The following is a 17,034-nucleotide window of genomic DNA, read 5'->3' on the forward strand; positions in this document are numbered from 1 at the left end:
ATGCAAAAAATCAGGTAAAGAAAGCAGGTGGAGTATGAAGTACCCTGAAGCTCTAAAAAAGGGAGATACAATTTATGTAACAGCGCCGTCGAGCGGAGTACCTGCGTCTTTACACGGGGTGCTTCAGCAGGCAGTCGAAAAAGTCCAGACAAGAGGGTTTCACGTCCGGGTGGGAGAAACGGCCTGGAGACAGCAAAAGGCGGCGAGTGCCGATCGTTTTCAAAGAGCCGAGGAGCTGATGATGGCACTGGCAGACCCGGAGGTGCAAGTAGTGATGCCTCCGTGGGGAGGGGAAAGAATCGTAGATATTCTGCCTCTGCTGGAATGGGAATGGCTGCGTGACCTGCCACCCACCTGGATTCTCGGCTATTCTGATACGAGTACCCTTGCCTTTGCTTACACGATGATGACCGGAACGGCTTCGGCCCATGGCACGAATCTATTTGATCTGGCTGCGCCTATCTGGGATGACGTGACAAAAAAATGGGAGCGGGCTTTAAAAGCTCCGCTTGGCGAAGCCATTTACCAGCACTCGAGCTCGTATTATCAATCGTCCTGGGAGAAAGCGTTTGAGCAGCCGGGCTCAGGATTTGTGCTGGATAAGCGGACATCGTGGAAGCATCTTGAAGGGGCAAATACGGATGAATTGAGCGGTCGTCTTCTTGGCGGGTGCCTGAACACACTGCCTCGTCTTGTCGGTACCCCTCTGGACCGGGTACAGGAGTGGCGTTCAGAAAAAGTTATTTGGTACCTGGAGTCCACAGGCATGGATGCAGCAGAAATTCACCGCTCCCTGTGGCAGCTGCAGCAGGCGGGCTGGCTGGATAACGCTTCCGGCTTACTTATAGGCCGGCCCGAAGGATACAATAATACAGAAGGTTTTACCTTGGAGGACAGTCTGAAGGAGCTGTTCGGCGGCCGCCTTCCTGTCTGGTATGATGCTGATATTGGGCACATGCCTCCACAATGGACGTTTATTAACGGAGCATTTGCCAATCTTCGTTTTGATCGGGGCCAGGCCGAGATGACCATGAGAAAATCCTAGAAGGAGGAGTCATTATGCAGCTAGAAAGCAGCCGGCTGCTTTTAAGGCCTTTTTCGGAAAATGATATAGATGTGTTAGCAGAGCTTGCAAATAACTACCGTATTGCGAAAACAACCCTGGAGCTCCCCTACCCTTATACAGAAGAAGATGCAAGGTGGTGGATCGGGCACCATCCAGGCTGGATGGAGGAAGGCTCTCGTTTCCCATTGGCTGTTACTAAAAAGGATGAAGACGAATTAATGGGAAACATCACGGTGCGTATGCAGCCTGAACACCGGCGCGGCGAGCTTGGGTACTGGCTCGGGACAGATTACTGGGGGAACGGTTATATGAGTGAAGCAGCAGCGCTGATACGGGACTTCAGCTTCCACACATTGAAGGCGAACCGGCTGACGGCTCCTGTTATGAGTAAAAATCAGGCTTCGGCCGGAGTGTTAAAGCGAATCGGCATGCGTTATGAAGGCACTCTGCGCCAGGGCGTCTGGAAATGGAGCCGCTACGAGGATGTAGATATGTACGGCATGACTGCTGATGACTGGAAGGATGCATAAAATAAGCGCTGCCGTATCGGCAGCGCTTGTCAGCTTTTTAACAGAAACACATTATCGTCTTCATCGCGAAAGCTTGCATAAGTAATTCCATTCATCTCTGTTGGTTCTTCGTCAAAAACAATATTCTGAGCTTTCATCCACTGGTAGGAGGCGTGCACATTGTCGCATTCAAAAACAATCGATGGCTTCAGCTCCTGCCAGTTCATAACGTAGGATTTAGGATAGATAGCGAGTGCTGTTTCCGCTCCTGGGGCTGCTACCTCGAGCCGGTAGGCGTTTGGCCCAAGCGGGTCTTCGCGCCGGACCTCAAATCCTATTTTTTCTGTCCAGAATTCTTTTGCCCGCTGCTGATCTTCTACATATACAGCCGTAGAGGCAATTTTTTCTATCATGTTTATACTCTCCTTTAGATGCACTGTTTTATTATATCAACTGCATGCAAAATTCCAAGAAAAATTATTTCCGGCAGTTCTTTTGAATTAGACTCCGGAGGGGAATACGTATAAAATATTCGAAAAAAGGAGACTGTATACTATGCATGAACTGCATCCAGATGATCTGCCGGTAAAAGAAGTGTATAAGCTATTGACAGGCTCGGTCATCCCCCGCCCGATAGCCTTCGTCACCACGATGGCAGAAGACGAAACATTAAACGCAGCACCGTTCAGCTTTTTTAATGCGGTAAGTCCGGACCCGCCAGTATTAATGATATCTATTACGAGAAAAGAAGGGAAACCAAAGGACAGTGCAAAAAATATTTTAGATCGCGGGGAATTGGTGGTACACATAAGCGATGAAGGTATTGTAGAGGATTTAAACATTACAGCAGCTACGCTCCCGCCGGAGGAGAATGAACTCGAGCACACTGTTCTACATACGGTGCCGAGCAAAATGGTGGAAGTGCCTGGCATCGAAGAAGCAAATATCCGCTTTGAATGCCGGCTGCATAAGCACGTACCGCTTCAAAATGCTGAAGGGAAAATTACTCAGGACGTCATATTTGCAGAAATTATATGTATCCATGTTTCCGAGGGCGTATATGACAGTGAACACAATTATATTCTTCCCGATAAGCTGAAGCCGGTCGCACGTCTGGCAGGAAATGATTATTCCAAGCTTGGAGAATTATTTACGCTTGAACGCCCGAAATAAAAAAGTCCGCGCCTGTTGCCGTAAAGCGAACAGACGCGGACTTTTTATTAGATCGAAGCTGTAGTGGCGGTTGATTGTTTTTGTACTTCTTTGATGAGCTCATAGGAACGAAGGCGTTTGGACTGGTCGTATACACTGCCGCTGATCATAATTTCATGAACCGGGACGCTTGAAGAAAAATCTTCAAGCTGCTGGCGTACGGCTTCCGGTCCGCCCTGGATCGTCCCGGCGTCCCAGCGTGCCATCATCGCTTTTTCCTGGGACGTCCAGAGTGCGTCCATATCTTCTACCGGTGGCTGTATTTTTCCCGGACGATTGCGGATTAAGCTGAGAAACTGCTGTTTCATTGTAGTGCCAAGGTAGTCGGCTTCCTCATCTGTTTCACCGGCGATCACATTGATACCGGTCATGGCGTAAGGTTCATCCAGCACCTCAGACGGCTGGAACGAATCCAAATACAGCTGCAGGGCTGCTTTCATATTTTCCGCCGCAAAGTGGCCGGCGAAGGCATATGGAAGTCCAAGCTGTCCGGCAAGCTGGGCACTGAAGCCGCTGGATCCCAAAAGCCAGATTGGAATATCCAGGCCTGCGCCGGGGACGGCTTTTACCTGCGGAGGGATGGCCATATTGGCTGGATCCTGGAAATATCTCTGCAGCTCTTCAAGACGGGCTGGAAAGTCTTCTCCGCTGTTTACATGACGGCGTAGAGCTGCAGCTGTCGTTTGATCTGTCCCCGGTGCCCGTCCGAGCCCTAAATCAATGCGTCCCGGGTACAGGCTTTCGAGTGTGCCGAACTGTTCAGCAATCGCGAGCGGGGCGTGGTTCGGAAGCATAATACCGCCTGAGCCAAGACGGATGCTTGACGTTCCTCCGGCCAGGTAGCTGAGTAATACAGAAGTAGCCGAGCTTGCGATCCCTTCCATGTTATGATGCTCAGCGACCCATAAGCGGTTGTAGCCGAGTTTTTCGGCATGCTGAGTCAGCTCGAGGCTTTTTGCAAATGAATCTCCCGCTGTTTCCCCTTCGTTTACCGGGGATAAATTTAATACTGAAAGCGGCATATCTTTAAATGCTGGCATGAAAATCTCTCCTTTATATGACACGTCCTGCTTGTAATTGAGTCATAAAAAATTATACGCCTGCTGCATACTGTTATTCAAAAAAGGTGCTCAATACTGAAAAATTCTCTAGTATAATAAAGTCATCTGGGCTTTAAAGCCAGGGGGAGGGCGAACATGCATGAATATTGTTTTATCCGGGTTTGGGGCTGTTGGACAGGCAGCGGTCCGTGTATTGATGAATAAAGAAAAAGAGTGGGAGCGCACGTACGGGGTACATATAAAAATTACTGCTGTGCTCGACCGAAGCGGGGCTGTGGTGCATAGCGGCGGGCTGGATCTAAAACAGCTGCTGGAAGTAAAAGGGGGAACCGGCCGTGTGGATGATGGCTCGCTGCCGCCGAGGAATGTAGACCAGCTGTGGGCGGACAGCCAGGCTGATATATTCATTGACGCAGCAGAAACAGATATATTAACCGGGGGATCGGGACTGCCGCTCATACAGTCATCGTTAAAGCATGGGGTGGATGTGGTCTGCGTCAGTAAAGGAGCACTTGCCTATGCCTGGGAAGATCTGCACGAGCTTGCTGAAGCGTCCGGAAGATCAATAAAATACAGCGGAGCGGCAGCCGCTGCTCTCCCGACTGTGGACACAGCTCTGTACAGCTTAGCCGGGGCAGAAATACATACAATCGAAGGACTGCTGAACGGAACCAGCAACATGATTGCGACAAGGGTCGCGGCTGAAAATATTACGCTGCAGGAGGCGTGGGAAACAGCAAAAAAGGAAGGTAAAGCCGAGGCAGACCCTTCTGAGGACATCGGGGGGAAAGATACGGCGCTGAAAATGTATTTTCTGACTAAAGCCTGCCTTGCGAAGGAAGTAACCTGGAAAAGTATTGCGGTGCGCGGTCTGGACCGGCTTTCCGAGGCTGAATGGAAGCAGGCGGAGGAAGGGAAAACAAAGTGGAAGCTAGTTGGGAAAGCGCACAAGACGGCGGAGGGAGCTTCGGTTTCCGTCGCACCCAGGCTGCTCACGGCAGAGCATCCTTTCTTCCACGTTGACGGTGCCGAGAAAGCAGTGCTTTTTTCCACAGATACGATGGGGAGGGTGCTCGTTTCCGGGGGCGAATCCTCCCCAACAGGAGCAGCCGCTGCAGCATGGAAAGATGTCCTTCAGCTTGCACGTGAAAGAGCCTGAGCAAAGGCTCTTTTTTACGTTCAAATGGCTGAAAAGTCTTGTTTAAGCAATAAGAGAAATATCGTTCCTGAATTGAGAAATAATTTCTAAATTAGAAGTTTATTTTTATTCAAAAAAGGCAGTAGCGACTAAAAGCGTAAGGAGAAATGAGGAAAGAAAAGATGACAAACGTATTAAGAAATGGAAAAATGAAAGTGCATACACTAAAAAGGAGATGAAGAAATGAATACATATACGATTGCATCAATTGCAGGAGATGGAATAGGCAAAGAAGTTGTACCGGCTGCATGGAGAGTGTTGAAAACGCTTGAAAGAGTGCAGGGAGACTTTGAGCTTCGTGTCACAGAATTTCCCTGGAGCTGCGATTACTATATTGAGCATGGAAGAATGATGCCGGAGGATGGTCTGGAGCAGCTTGAAGTTTTTGACGCCGTGTTTTTAGGAGCGGTCGGTCATCCGGACCTTGTCCCGGACCATATTTCTCTATGGGGGCTTTTAATTAATATTCGCCGCGGCTTCGAGCAGCAGATCAATGTAAGGCCGTCCCGCCAGTTTGAAGGGCTTGCTTCCCCGCTTGCGAATCCGAACCAGTTTAATCTAATGGTTGTCAGAGAGAACAGCGAGGGTGAGTACAGTGAAGTCGGGGGACGAATGTACAGTGGGGAAGACGAAATTGCGATTCAAAATAACGTATTTTCCAAAAAGGCAGTAAAAGCAGCCATGGAGTATGCCTTTCAGCTGGCAAAAGACCGCAGCGGGCATGTGACTTCAGCAACGAAATCCAATGGAATTGTGTTTTCGATGCCATTTTGGGATGAAGTGTTTAACGAAGTGAAGGAAAACTATCCTGATATAGAGACTAAGGCAGAGCACATCGATGCTCTGGCAGCAGCTTTTGTTACCAAGCCGGAGACGATGGATGTTGTTGTCGGAAGCAACTTATTCGGAGATATTTTGACAGACATTGGCGCCGCTTTGATGGGGAGCATTGGTATTGCGCCGGCTGCCAATATTAATATAAATGGCAAATATCCATCTATGTTTGAGCCAGTGCACGGGTCCGCACCGGATATTGAAGGCCGGGGGCTGGCAAATCCGATCGGCCAGTTGTGGACAGCTCAAATGATGCTTGAGCACCTAGGTGAAAATAAGGCAGCGCAAACATTAATGAACGCTATGGAATATGTCATCAAACAGGGAACGGTTACGAAAGATCTTGGTGGTGATGCTTCTACGGAAGAGGTAGTAAAAGCAGTGGAAGAATATTTAACATCAGAAAAAGAAAAATAGGAATTAACTAATAGGCACTTAATAATGATTTAAATGTGCATCCGTAGCATATTAATCGTGAAATTCCTTGATAGTTAAAGAATTTTAATACTAAAGACACTTTTATTTTCCATATTATGATTATTTTCCTCAATGTTACAGTTTTAATACAAATGTATTGAGTATATTGTCTATACCCCCTGGCACTTATATACTACTTTATACACAACAGTAGAGTCAGGCATCGCAGCACATGATCAAATAGGGGGTGGAATCGCTCGAGCTTTTCGCATTGCGCTTATTCAGAGCAGTGGTACAAAAGTTTTTAGCGAAAATGTATGAAAAAATATGCATATCCAGCAGCGATTGTTGCTGCGGCAACAGTAGTTTTTGCAGCTCCAACTGCAGCAGATGCTGCGTTAGGTGATCAAACACTACGTCAGGGCTCGAAGGGTTCGGAAGTTAAAGAACTGCAGGACTGGTTAAAGGGAAATGGCTATCATAACGGCTCAGTGGATGGGATATACGGACCGGCGACCGCAGGGTCCGTGCAGGCCTTTCAGCGTTCAGCGGGTATCACCTCTGATGGTATAGCCGGAGCGAATACGTTTTCCAAAATGAGCTTAAACAAAAAACAGGCTTCGCCCGAAAAAAGCTCGAAAGATACTGGCAGTTCCTCCAGTTCATCTTCAAGTGTATTAAAGGCAGGTGCTTCAGGAAGCGATGTCCGGGACCTCCAGGCAAAACTGAAAAGTAAAGGCTTTCATACCGGATCGCTCGACGGAGAGTTCGGCCCGGTCACGAAGTCTTCAGTCATTGCGTTTCAAAAGGCAGCCGGGATTGGCGTTGACGGTGTAGCCGGCCCGAATACGTTCAAAGCGTTAAGCAGCTTTAAAGCATCGGATAAGACTAATAATTCAAATACTGCCAAACCGGATACATCTTCTTCCGGCACCTCATCCAAAACGCTGCGGCAGGGAGATACGGGCAGTAATGTAAAAAGTATGCAGCAGACGCTTAAAAGCAAAGGATTTCTTTCGGGCGTAGCGGACGGCCAGTTTGGTCCGCAGACAGCAGGAGCAGTGAAGGCTCTGCAGCGGGAAGCTGGTTTGAGCGCTGATGGCATCGTTGGTTCTAATACATGGAAAGCATTAAGCGATTCTTCGGTGAAAAGCGGCACGGGCTCCTCCCCGGAAAAAGTAAGTTCAGGCTCTTCAGGCAGTGTATCGGGACTAATAAGTACAGCGAAAAAGTTTATAGGCGTACCGTATGTATGGGGAGGTACGACGACAAGAGGCTTCGATTGCAGCGGATTCACCCAGTATGTATACAAGCAAAATGGAACGAGCCTTCCGCGCACGGTGGCCCAGCAGTACGCTGTAAGTAAAAAGGTATCAAGCCCACAGGTGGGGGATATGGTGTTTTTCACCACCTACAGGGCGGGAGCCTCGCACAATGGGATATATATCGGAAATAATCAATTCATTCACGCAGGATCCTCGACGGGCGTCACTATCAGCAGCATGAGTAATCCATACTGGGCTCCGCGCTACATCGGAGCCGGGAGCTTCTAAATTATACTTAGAGCACACCGTTCAGCAGAAACGGTGTGCTCTTATTCAATTCGTCAAAAAAAGTTTATAAAATTACACGTATGAACAGAGGGTTACGTATTGTTTACAACTCTGTAATAGCCATTGTTCTGTCCGCATCCCGTGCTTACAATAAAACGGGGTCAGACGATAGAAAGCGTGGGATTGTAATGAAAAGAGGAATATCAGCGTTCATGCTCGCTGCTTTATTATTATTTGTACCTGCACAGGCCGATGCCGCTCTGGGTAGCGAAACGCTGCATCCAGGGGACCGGGGAGAAGAGGTGGAGGAGCTTCAGGAAGCTCTCCAGCAGGAAGGGTTTCATAGCGGGAAAACAGACGGGGTTTACGGTTCAGTCACCACTTCGTCGGTGAAAGCTTTCCAGAAGTATGAAAAATTAACTGCAGACGGGGTAGCTGGAGAGGCGACTCTCGAAAAGCTTTCCTAATGAAAAAAGAAGCTGAAGCCAAGTTGGCTCCAGCTTCTTTTCTGTTATTAGGAAAAAATGCTGCTGATGTGGTCTACTTCTTCTTTTGTCAGCTTTACCTCGGAGGTTTTCAGGTTATTGACTACTTGATCGGAGCTTTTGGCTCCCGGAATCAAAACATCAACCGAAGGCTGATGCAGATACCAGGCGAGAACGACATGGGCTGTTTCCTCGCCTTTTTGATCAGCAATTTTTTTCATTTCATTGACTTTACGGAGATTTTCTTTGAATGTTTCTCCCTGGAAATTAGGCTTTTGGGCACGGATATCGTTAAACGTCGTATTTTCATCATATTTTCCGGCTAACAGTCCGGATTCAAGTGGAAAATAAGGAACGAAGGTGATGTTGTTTTCTGCAGTATATGGAAGAATGTCTTTTTCCACTTCACGGTTCAACAGATTATATTCGGACTGAACCACGTCCACATACCCGTTCTTATTTGCTTCTTTCAGCTGGTCCAGAGTGAAATTTGATACGCCGATGGAACGGATTTTTCCGGCTTCCTTCATTTCCTGAAGAGCGCCGACTGCTTCATCTTTCGGTGTGTCTTCATCCGGAAAATGAATATAAAATAAATCAATATAATCCGTTTGAAGGCGGCGGAGTGCTTCATCTACGGATTGCTTTAAAAATTCCGGAGAATTGTCCATCACCGTGTCCCCATTATCGAGAAATTTATGGGCTGCTTTCGTAGCGATAACAACCTTTTCACGGGCATTTTTTTCTTTTACTACTTCACCGACGAGTTCTTCTGAACGACGCGGTCCGTAAATAAAAGCTGTATCCAGGAGATCCACGCCGTTATCGATGGCAGTAGCGGTTAACGCTTTTCCCTGCTCCTCATCGAGCATGTCGGGATAAATATTATGTCCACCTACTGCGTTGGTTCCGAGGCCAAGAGGGTTTACAGTGACTTCAGATTTTCCAAGTGTTACACGATTCATTGACATTTAAACGTCACTCCTTTTTAATTTCAGCACACTCATTCATATTTCACCTGTAACCAAAAGCTAAACATTTCTCAGGGCGTATGAATAAGTGTACATTTCCGCGGAAATTCACGTTTACTAAAGAAAAGATAAAGGTAAGGAATAGATAGGTTCGAATAACGAAGGATACTGAGAATAAAGGGGAGAAACATATGCCAGAGCAGCAAAACAGCAAATTACCAATTATTATAGCTTCTGTGATCATTGCAGGGATCGGGGCAGTATTTCTAAATCGTTCAGCCCGTGACACGGTGAAGGAAAAGTCTTCAGAAGCAAAAGAAACCGCCAGTCAATACAAGGAAAATGCCAAAAGCAGTGATGCATTGAATAAGGATGACTTCATGGAACGTATCCAGAATGCTACAGAGCTGGCAAAAACAATCGGCACCCAGCTTCAGGAAGTGTATAATAATTACGGCAAAGATCTGATCGCTCAGGTGCAAAAAGTGAAGGATGACTCAGAAGAAGTGGTATCGACAGCGAAAGAAGCTGGTGAAGAGTTGAAAGGCGTAGGCGACACGGCCAAGGATGCCGGGGAAGAATTAAAAGAAGCCGGCAGCCAGGTAAAAGAAGCTAAAGACGAGGTTGCAGGTTCTGACGATAATGATGATACTAAAACAAAAGAGTATCAGAGTGCTACCGATGCTTCCAAGTACAGCGACAGCGATCTTCCAACGATCGGATCTACCGGAAACATGGATGAAGACATTAACAAATCGGCAAGAGAATAATGCCTGGACTCCGAAGATTTTCTTCGGAGTCTTTTTATATACAGAGGAGTTATATTTTTGTAATATTTATGAAAGCGTTATCAAATATATGAACAGAAAAGTAGTGCAGTAAAGTCGACACTTAATATGGTAAGGGAGCAGGTAAAGGAGGGGCTAACCTCGAAGGAAGATTATCAAAACTATTTTGACCTGCATCAGGGCGAGGTGAAGGAGACCAATGCGAATGTTTTAAGGCATATGAATATTTTTGGCAGCGCAGGCAAAGCTTCTGAAGTCAAAATAAAATTCCCTGAAGGAGGGTTACGATGCCGTTAATTCGAATGGATGTTATCGAGGGGCGCACGGAAGAGGAATTAAAATTGGTCGCAGACGCCATACATGATGCAGTCGTAGAAAGCTTTGAAGTTCCGGAACGAGACCGCTATCAGATAATAAATCAGCATAAGCCGTATGAAATGTATATCGAAGATACCGGGCTTGGCTTTGAACGAACAAATAATATTGTAGTTATTCAAGTGATCAGTAAAACACGTACAGCAGAGCAGAAAAAAATGCTGTATAAAAAAATTGCCAATAACCTGCAGGACCGCTGTTCTATAGGTCCGGAAGACGTGATGGTGTCAATCACCGATAACACAGAAGCGGATTGGAGCTTTGGACTGGGAGAAGCCCAGTTCTTGAATGGAAAACTGTGAAGGCTGGAGAGTGTTTGGGGGTAGTTCCGGTCTTCTTTTGTCAGAATATTGCATTCACCCAGGCAGGGGAGTACGATAATGATAAGTTGTTAAAGAAAAGGGAGAAAGGGGCTGCTTTTATTGCATGAATGGGAAGAACAGCTGCGTGCTCTTTTAAGTGATAAACGGGTATTTACAGAGCTTGCCGACCGTTACAGCTACAGCTTTGATGCCTCTTTTGGCGAGCATCTGCCGGAAGTGGTTGTACAGCCTAAAACCACCGAAGAAGTACAGACGATCATGAAAATTGCCAACCGGTTCGGCCTGGCCGTAACACCCAGAGGGCAGGGCACCTGTCTGAGCGGAGGGCCGCTGCCGGTTAAGGGGGGAATACTGCTGGATATGGCGCAATGGCCCCGGGAAATTAACGTTTTCGCCGATGACTTGATTGCGGTCGTCACCCCGAGTGTGCTGACAGCTGACATTCATGCGGCCGCCGAAAATTATGGTTTAATGTACCCGCCTGATCCAAGCAGTGCCCACGTATCAACAATTGGTGGAAATCTGGCTGAAAATTCCGGGGGGCCGAGAGGGCTCAAGTATGGAGTAACCAAGGATTTTGTGATTGGTCTTGAAATTGTTACCCCGGAGGGCGAGGTGATGCATACAGGCGGCCGTACTATTAAAAATGTAACCGGTTACGATTTAACCAAGCTGCTTGTCGGCTCCGAAGGGACGCTTGGAGTAATTACAAAAGCAACGCTAAAGCTGGTGCCAAAGCCTCCGGCCGTACAAACGATGATGGCCGCCTTTACAGATATGGCAACAGCCGGGAAGGCTATCTCCAAAACGCTCACCTCAGGAGTGCTCCCGGCAAAAATGGAATTTATGGACCGGGCCTGTATTGAAGCCGTGGAACGGTACCGCCCGTCAGGCCTGCCCACTGCCTCGGAAGCACTGCTTTTGATCGAGCTCGACGGCCATCCCGAGACAATTAAATTAGAAGCCAAACAGGTGAAGCACATTCTCGAAGAGTTAAAAGCAGATCCAATTATTACAGCCGAAAGCGACGAAGAAGCGCAGAAGCTGTGGAGTGCAAGAAAGCTTGTGTCACCGGCAATTGCGACGATCAAACCGACAAAAATTTCTGAAGATGCTACGGTGCCAAGAAGCCGGATCCCGGAAATGATGGAACGGCTGAAGCAAATCAAAGAGGATTATCAGGTGGAGCTCGTCGTGTTTGGACATATCGGGGACGGCAACCTGCATCCGGATATTATGTGCGACCAGCGTGATGAAGAAGAAATGGTACGCGCTGAAAAAGCGGTGGCGGAAATCTTCCGGGCAGCTCTAGAGCTTGGAGGCACGCTTTCCGGAGAACACGGTATTGGCACGATGAAGGCCCCCTTTATGGAACAGGAAATGGGAGAGGTGGGAGTATCAATGCTTAAACGGATCAAAGAAGCCTGGGATCCAAACAACATCATGAACCCGGGGAAAATATTCGCCGAAAAAGGGCAGAAGCTGGTGCTGCGTGATGGCTGATACACTAAAAGAAATGCTGCGCTACGATTTGACCTTTGACTGTGTGCAGTGCGGCTACTGTCTTCCTGTCTGCCCGACATATGAAACGATGGAGAGGGAGACGCATTCCCCGCGCGGGCGTATTAATTTAATCAAAATGGTTGCAGAAGGAAAAGCGTCAGTGGAGGATTTGAAACAGCCGATCGACAAATGCCTGGGATGCATGGCGTGTACAACTGTATGCCCGACTGATGTGCAGTACGGCCAGCTGTTTGAAAGTGCGAAGCATGTGATTGATGAGTATGAAGAAAAAACGTTCGTACAGCAGAAAACCGAGCATTTTTTATTTCATTCATTTTTTCCTTCTGCTGCATGGATGGACCAGCTTGGAAATGCAACATGGCTGTACCAGGTGAGTGGTCTGCAAAAAGTGGCCCGGGGGCTGAATGTAATGTCTGCGGCACCGCTTCATCTCGGTAAATTTGAGCAGGTGCTGCCACCGGCCCCCTCACCTAGAGAGAGGCATGCAAGGAAAAAACGCCTGCACCCGGAGGGTCCGGCGAAGGCAGTGGTCGCCTTTTTCACCGGGTGTGTAATGGACAGCGTATTTTTTAAGCAAAATGAAAAAACGATGGAGCTGCTCCAGCTTTCCGGAGCGGAAGTGCAGCTTCCAGACGCGCAGACCTGCTGCGGGGCGCTGCATGCCCATGCAGGCAAAGAACCTGAGGCCGTGACGCTTGCCAAGGAAAATATACAGGCGTTTGAGGAGAAGCCAGCTGATTATATCGTAAATAATGCCGGAGGGTGTGGGGCCCAGCTGCACAAATACGGGGAGATGTTTGCCGGAGATCCTGAATGGGAGCAGCGGGCGAAAGCGTTCTCCGATAAGGTTAGAGATATTACGGAAGTACTGGTGGAGCTTGACGGCCTGGAGTTTACCGGAAGGGTTGAGCAAACTTATACGTACCAGCCTTCCTGTCATATGACGAACGTGCAGAAGGTAAAAGAACCACCGCTGCAGCTAATCCGCTCAGTGCCGGGGGTAACGCTTAAAGAACTCGACCGGCCTGACTTCTGTTGTGGTTCGGCAGGCATCTATAATATTACGCAGCACGATGATGCGATGGATATTCTGGATGTGAAAATGGAAGACGTTAAGCGGCAGTGCCCGGAGGGAATTGTTACGACCAACCCGGGCTGTATGCTCCAGATGAAATTGGGTGTACAGCGTGAAGGTCTCGAAGAAGAAATTGATACGGTGCATATTGTCGATCTGCTGATGAAAGCTAAGCCGGTAACTAAAAAGGCGGTGCAGGCGTAAAAGTAAATGAACAACTGGAAGGGCCTTTTGGTTTAGCAGCAGTATAGAAGGGGGAAAAGGTAACGAGTGTAAAAAGAAGCTGAGGCGTGAAGGGAGAAGGTAAAACCATGGTGCTGATTGATACGATATTTATGGTTGCCACCTTCTTCTGGATCGCCGAATTTTTTTTATTCAGGCAGAAGGATCCCTCGAAAGAGCCGGAGCTTACTGAACGACGCTCGTTCCGCTGGATACTTGCGGCTGTCATTCTGTCGATGGGGACCGCAGTGGTATTTGGCGAGACTGGTTTTCTCAGCCTCTCATCAATTTGGCTGCAGGCTGCCGGGCTTTGTCTGTACGGAGCCGGTATTGGCCTTCGGTATTGGGGGATTCTTCATTTGCGGGACCAGTTCAGCAGAGACGTTTCTGTCAGAAACGGGGACCGCCTGGTAAGCAGCGGTCCGTACCGTCGTTTGTGCCATCCGCTTTATACTGCTTTATTTTTCATTGTACTTGGCTTTTGCTTATTCATGAATAGCCCCGGAGCAGCAGTCATAAGTACAGGAGTCATGGTGCCGGCACTTCTTTACCGTATCCGTATTGAAGAAGAAATGCTGCGCCAAACGCACGGCGATACGTATCGTTTATGGTGCCGACAGAGAAACCGGCTAATTCCATTTTTGTACTAATTCACGGAGGTGTGCTATTTGAAGAAAAAAGCAATTGTCATTGGCGGAGGCCTTGGAGGCATGTCCGCAGCTATCCGGCTGCAGACGGATGGATATGAGGTAACGTTACTGGAGAAAAACGAAAATCTTGGCGGTAAATTAAACCGCCGCAGCGGCAAAGGGTTCACTTTTGACACCGGTCCGTCCATCCTGACAATGCCATGGGTGCTTGAACAGCTGTTCCACAGCGCAAACCGCTACCTTGATGACTACATACAGGTAGAACGGGTGGAACCGCAGTGGAAAACATTTTTCGAGGACGGAACATCACTGGATGTTACGAGCGATCTGCCAGGCATGATTGAAGAGGCAGCGAAAGTAACGGAACAGCCAAGCCGTAAAATTACAGAATTTTTATCCTATACAGAAGAAATGTATGAATTGTGCATGAAAAGCTTTTATAAATACAGCATCGAAGATTTGAAGGATTTGAAAAGTCACCACACGCTGGGCGACTTAATGAAGATGGATCCGTTGAATACGGTGGCAAAAGCGACGCATAAACAGTTTGACAACAAATACCTTGAGCAGATGTTCAACTTTTTCATTATGTATGTCGGATCCAATCCGTACGCAGCGCCAGCTATTTTAAACCAGCTCGTCTATGTTCAGCTTGGGCTCGGCATCCATTATGTGAAGGGCGGCATGTACAAAATTGCCGAAGGTATGGAACGCCTGATGCAGGAGCTCCGGGTTGATATTCATCTGAACAGCCCGGTCAGCCAGCTGCTGGTGGAAAACGACCGGGTGACTGGTGTGGAAACAGAGGATGGAGAAACGTATACGGCGGATGTTGTCGTTTCGAACCTTGAAGCAATTCCAGCCTACAATACGATTGCTCCTCCGGAAACGAAGGCAAAAAAAGAATCCAAAAAGCTAAGTAAAACGTTTATTCCTACTGTTTCCGGCGTCGTGCTGCTACTCGGGGTAAATAAAAAATTCGACGGTCTGCACCACCACAATTTCTTTTTCTCAGAGGATCCTGAGCTTGAATTTAAGCAGGTATTCGAAGAAAAGGTTCCGGCCGATGACCCGACAGTGTATATTGGTATCTCCGCCCGGTCGGATGAGACCCAGGCGCCGGAAGGAAAAGACAATCTGTTCGTCCTGACGCATGTACCTCCGATGGATGCCAAGCAGAAAAAATCCTTTGACTGGGACAAGTACCGGGAGACAATTTTGAATAAATTAGAACGAAACGGACTGGACGGCCTGCGGGAGTCGATCGAGTTTGAATACCGCTTCACTCCGAAAGGCCTTGAAGAACTCTACGGCGCTAACGGAGGCTCGATTTACGGCGTAGCCTCTGATCAAAAAGTGAACGGCGGTTTCAAAGTACCGGCGAAAAGCAGAATATATGACAATTTGTATTTTGCCGGAGGCTCCACGCATCCCGGCGGCGGTGTACCAATGGTGACATTGTCCGGCCAGCTGACAGCAGATCTTATTCAAAAACACGAGCAGGAAGAAGTGAAAAAATAAGCTGAAAACCCTTCCTAATCCAGGGAGGGTTTTGTCGTATTCAGGACTTGCAGAGCGAATAAAGCAAAGGAGGCATAAGCCTTTGTTTTGTGATAATATGAATAAGGATGAGTTTCAACGAAAATTAAAGCGTATAGGCGATAATTATACATAAAACGGGGGTTACATACCGATGGTACAATCGAAAGCTTCAATTACAGCAATAGGGTCCTTTGTTCCGGAAAAACGACTGACGAATGACGATCTGGAAAAAATGGTGGAAACCAACGACGAGTGGATTACGTCCCGCACCGGCATCAAAGAACGCCGCATCACGGAAGAGGATGAATTCACCAGCACGATCTGCGTGAAAGCAGCGGAAGAGCTGCAGGAGGTAAGCGGAAAGACGCTTGACGATGTGGATTTGATTATTGTGTGTACGCTGACTCCGGACCACAAAACGCCGAGTGTCGCTTCTCTGGTACAGGCCAGTCTTGGTATCTCCGGAGCAGGCGCCTTTGATTTAAACGCTGCCTGTGCCGGCTTTTCCTACGGGCTGCACATGGCAGACGGCATGATCAGCTCCGGTCTTCACCGTAAAGTGCTGGTGATCGGTGCTGAAACACTCTCCAAAATTACAGACTACACGGACCGGGCCACATGTATTTTGTTCGGGGACGGTGCCGGGGCAGCTCTTGTGGAAGCGGACGAAAGCAACCCGTCCTTTCTTTCCGCCCTCACGGATTCAGATGGAAAAAAAGGAGAGTATTTGTACTGCACCGATTTGTCCAACCAAATTGGCGGGCAGGAAGTGGACCCGGATGGCTATGTCGTCCAGAACGGCCGGGAAGTGTACAAGTGGGCAGTTAAAACCGTGCCCCAGGGTATCGATAAGCTTTTGAATGATGCGGGAGTGGCGATTGAAGATATCGACTGGTTTGCCCCGCACAGCGCGAACATGAGAATGATCGAGTCCATTTGCGAGCGTACCGGTATTCCGGTGGAAAAGACGCTGACGAGCCTGGAGTATTATGGCAATACCTCGTCCGCTACGATTCCCTTGTCCCTCCGGGAAGCGCAGAAGGACGGCCGGCTGAAAAACGGCGATCTCGTGCTTATCTACGGATTTGGCGGCGGTCTGGCGCAATCAGCTTTATTAGTCCGGTGGCATGCAGAATAATTGAACTGAAAAAAGCTCCCGACTCCGGGGGCTTTTTTGATGATCGGCGAGCAGCAAAGGTTACGAATATAGTGCGGCGGGTATAGAGAGT

General features: G+C 48.2%; 18 protein-coding genes. 15 read left to right on the plus strand and 3 right to left on the minus strand.

Annotation, left to right across the window (positions count from 1 at the left end; translation table 11 throughout):
• Window positions 1-34: 34 nt before the first annotated feature.
• Entirely contained in the window at window positions 35-1,045 is a 1,011-nt protein-coding gene (locus Q9M42_RS12055; protein WP_322526711.1) for a S66 family peptidase, read from the plus strand.
• A gap of 14 nt (window positions 1,046-1,059) precedes the next feature.
• Window positions 1,060-1,596, plus strand: coding sequence for a GNAT family N-acetyltransferase (locus tag Q9M42_RS12060; protein ID WP_322526712.1), 537 nt, complete (start codon window positions 1,060-1,062; stop codon window positions 1,594-1,596).
• 29 nt (window positions 1,597-1,625) lie between these two features.
• Here the strand turns inward: Q9M42_RS12060 and Q9M42_RS12065 are convergent, their stop codons facing one another.
• On the minus strand, window positions 1,626-1,988 hold the full coding sequence (locus tag Q9M42_RS12065) for a VOC family protein (RefSeq protein WP_322526713.1): 363 nt from the start codon (window positions 1,986-1,988) through the stop codon (window positions 1,626-1,628).
• Between the two features lie 142 nt (window positions 1,989-2,130).
• On the opposite strand from Q9M42_RS12065, the gene Q9M42_RS12070 reads away from it, so the two are divergent.
• Complete coding sequence (locus tag Q9M42_RS12070; protein WP_322526714.1) at window positions 2,131-2,748, plus strand: flavin reductase family protein; 618 nt, start codon at window positions 2,131-2,133, stop codon at window positions 2,746-2,748.
• Window positions 2,749-2,795: 47 nt separating this feature from the next.
• Here the strand turns inward: Q9M42_RS12070 and Q9M42_RS12075 are convergent, their stop codons facing one another.
• Window positions 2,796-3,827 carry an LLM class flavin-dependent oxidoreductase gene (locus tag Q9M42_RS12075; RefSeq protein ID WP_322526715.1) on the minus strand — a complete coding sequence of 344 codons (1,032 nt, stop codon included), beginning with the start codon at window positions 3,825-3,827 and terminating at the stop codon, window positions 2,796-2,798.
• A 160-nt stretch (window positions 3,828-3,987) separates the two neighbouring features.
• Here Q9M42_RS12075 and Q9M42_RS12080 point away from each other — a divergent pair, with 160 nt between their 5' ends.
• The 4 genes from Q9M42_RS12080 (at window position 3,988) to Q9M42_RS12095 (ending at window position 8,317) form a co-directional block, all read left to right on the plus strand.
• The gene (locus Q9M42_RS12080; RefSeq protein ID WP_322526716.1) at window positions 3,988-5,007 is read left to right on the plus strand and encodes a hypothetical protein; all 1,020 of its coding nucleotides are present in this window, start codon (window positions 3,988-3,990) and stop codon (window positions 5,005-5,007) included.
• A gap of 222 nt (window positions 5,008-5,229) precedes the next feature.
• Complete coding sequence (locus Q9M42_RS12085; protein WP_322526717.1) at window positions 5,230-6,297, plus strand: tartrate dehydrogenase; 1,068 nt, start codon at window positions 5,230-5,232, stop codon at window positions 6,295-6,297.
• 317 nt (window positions 6,298-6,614) lie between these two features.
• On the plus strand, window positions 6,615-7,850 hold the full coding sequence (locus tag Q9M42_RS12090; protein ID WP_322526718.1) for a C40 family peptidase: 1,236 nt from the start codon (window positions 6,615-6,617) through the stop codon (window positions 7,848-7,850).
• Window positions 7,851-8,038: 188 nt separating this feature from the next.
• On the plus strand, window positions 8,039-8,317 hold the full coding sequence (locus tag Q9M42_RS12095; protein ID WP_322526719.1) for a peptidoglycan-binding domain-containing protein: 279 nt from the start codon (window positions 8,039-8,041) through the stop codon (window positions 8,315-8,317).
• Window positions 8,318-8,364: 47 nt separating this feature from the next.
• Here Q9M42_RS12095 and Q9M42_RS12100 read toward each other — a convergent pair whose 3' ends face one another.
• The gene (locus tag Q9M42_RS12100) at window positions 8,365-9,300 is read right to left on the minus strand and encodes an aldo/keto reductase (protein WP_322526747.1); all 936 of its coding nucleotides are present in this window, start codon (window positions 9,298-9,300) and stop codon (window positions 8,365-8,367) included.
• A gap of 197 nt (window positions 9,301-9,497) precedes the next feature.
• On the opposite strand from Q9M42_RS12100, the gene Q9M42_RS12105 reads away from it, so the two are divergent.
• From Q9M42_RS12105 to Q9M42_RS12140, 8 genes are all read left to right on the plus strand, one after another.
• Window positions 9,498-10,076 (plus strand): hypothetical protein, encoded by a 579-nt coding sequence (locus Q9M42_RS12105; RefSeq protein ID WP_322526720.1) that lies wholly within the window; start codon window positions 9,498-9,500, stop codon window positions 10,074-10,076.
• Window positions 10,077-10,202: 126 nt separating this feature from the next.
• A complete protein-coding gene (locus tag Q9M42_RS12110; protein WP_322526721.1) occupies window positions 10,203-10,391 on the plus strand; it encodes a hypothetical protein in 189 nt (62 codons plus the stop codon).
• Complete coding sequence (locus Q9M42_RS12115) at window positions 10,382-10,771, plus strand: tautomerase family protein (protein WP_322526722.1); 390 nt, start codon at window positions 10,382-10,384, stop codon at window positions 10,769-10,771. Before Q9M42_RS12110 ends, Q9M42_RS12115 begins: the two co-directional genes overlap by 10 nt.
• Window positions 10,772-10,891: 120 nt before the next feature.
• The gene (locus Q9M42_RS12120; protein ID WP_322526723.1) at window positions 10,892-12,295 is read left to right on the plus strand and encodes an FAD-binding oxidoreductase; all 1,404 of its coding nucleotides are present in this window, start codon (window positions 10,892-10,894) and stop codon (window positions 12,293-12,295) included.
• Window positions 12,288-13,595 carry a (Fe-S)-binding protein gene (locus Q9M42_RS12125; protein WP_322526724.1) on the plus strand — a complete coding sequence of 436 codons (1,308 nt, stop codon included), beginning with the start codon at window positions 12,288-12,290 and terminating at the stop codon, window positions 13,593-13,595. The genes Q9M42_RS12120 and Q9M42_RS12125 overlap by 8 nt, the downstream gene beginning before the upstream one ends.
• Window positions 13,596-13,702: 107 nt before the next feature.
• Entirely contained in the window at window positions 13,703-14,263 is a 561-nt protein-coding gene (locus Q9M42_RS12130; protein ID WP_322526725.1) for a methyltransferase family protein, read from the plus strand.
• Window positions 14,264-14,281: 18 nt separating this feature from the next.
• Entirely contained in the window at window positions 14,282-15,784 is a 1,503-nt protein-coding gene (locus tag Q9M42_RS12135; RefSeq protein WP_322526726.1) for a phytoene desaturase family protein, read from the plus strand.
• 172 nt (window positions 15,785-15,956) lie between these two features.
• Window positions 15,957-16,943, plus strand: coding sequence for a ketoacyl-ACP synthase III (locus Q9M42_RS12140; RefSeq protein ID WP_322526727.1), 987 nt, complete (start codon window positions 15,957-15,959; stop codon window positions 16,941-16,943).
• Window positions 16,944-17,034: the final 91 nt, after the last annotated feature.

It is taken from the genome of Marinococcus luteus, assembly GCF_034497705.1.
Taxonomy (GTDB): domain Bacteria; phylum Bacillota; class Bacilli; order Bacillales; family Marinococcaceae; genus Marinococcus; species Marinococcus luteus_A.

Excerpts from the sequence above, each read along its gene's own strand:
- Q9M42_RS12115 (WP_322526722.1), top strand. The coding sequence starts at position 10,382 with ATGCCGTTAATTCGAATGGATGTTATCGAGGGGCGCACGGAAGAGGAA.
- Q9M42_RS12110 (WP_322526721.1), top strand. The coding sequence starts at position 10,203 with ATGGTAAGGGAGCAGGTAAAGGAGGGGCTAACCTCGAAGGAAGATTAT.
- Q9M42_RS12130 (WP_322526725.1), top strand. The coding sequence starts at position 13,703 with ATGGTGCTGATTGATACGATATTTATGGTTGCCACCTTCTTCTGGATC.
- Q9M42_RS12125 (WP_322526724.1), top strand. The coding sequence starts at position 12,288 with ATGGCTGATACACTAAAAGAAATGCTGCGCTACGATTTGACCTTTGAC.
- Q9M42_RS12055 (WP_322526711.1), top strand. The coding sequence starts at position 35 with ATGAAGTACCCTGAAGCTCTAAAAAAGGGAGATACAATTTATGTAACA.
- Q9M42_RS12075 (WP_322526715.1), bottom strand. The coding sequence starts at position 3,827 with ATGCCAGCATTTAAAGATATGCCGCTTTCAGTATTAAATTTATCCCCG.
- Q9M42_RS12065 (WP_322526713.1), bottom strand. The coding sequence starts at position 1,988 with ATGATAGAAAAAATTGCCTCTACGGCTGTATATGTAGAAGATCAGCAG.
- Q9M42_RS12085 (WP_322526717.1), top strand. The coding sequence starts at position 5,230 with ATGAATACATATACGATTGCATCAATTGCAGGAGATGGAATAGGCAAA.
- Q9M42_RS12080 (WP_322526716.1), top strand. The coding sequence starts at position 3,988 with ATGAATATTGTTTTATCCGGGTTTGGGGCTGTTGGACAGGCAGCGGTC.
- Q9M42_RS12090 (WP_322526718.1), top strand. The coding sequence starts at position 6,615 with ATGAAAAAATATGCATATCCAGCAGCGATTGTTGCTGCGGCAACAGTA.
- Q9M42_RS12105 (WP_322526720.1), top strand. The coding sequence starts at position 9,498 with ATGCCAGAGCAGCAAAACAGCAAATTACCAATTATTATAGCTTCTGTG.
- Q9M42_RS12100 (WP_322526747.1), bottom strand. The coding sequence starts at position 9,300 with ATGAATCGTGTAACACTTGGAAAATCTGAAGTCACTGTAAACCCTCTT.
- Q9M42_RS12140 (WP_322526727.1), top strand. The coding sequence starts at position 15,957 with ATGGTACAATCGAAAGCTTCAATTACAGCAATAGGGTCCTTTGTTCCG.
- Q9M42_RS12070 (WP_322526714.1), top strand. The coding sequence starts at position 2,131 with ATGCATGAACTGCATCCAGATGATCTGCCGGTAAAAGAAGTGTATAAG.
- Q9M42_RS12060 (WP_322526712.1), top strand. The coding sequence starts at position 1,060 with ATGCAGCTAGAAAGCAGCCGGCTGCTTTTAAGGCCTTTTTCGGAAAAT.
- Q9M42_RS12095 (WP_322526719.1), top strand. The coding sequence starts at position 8,039 with ATGAAAAGAGGAATATCAGCGTTCATGCTCGCTGCTTTATTATTATTT.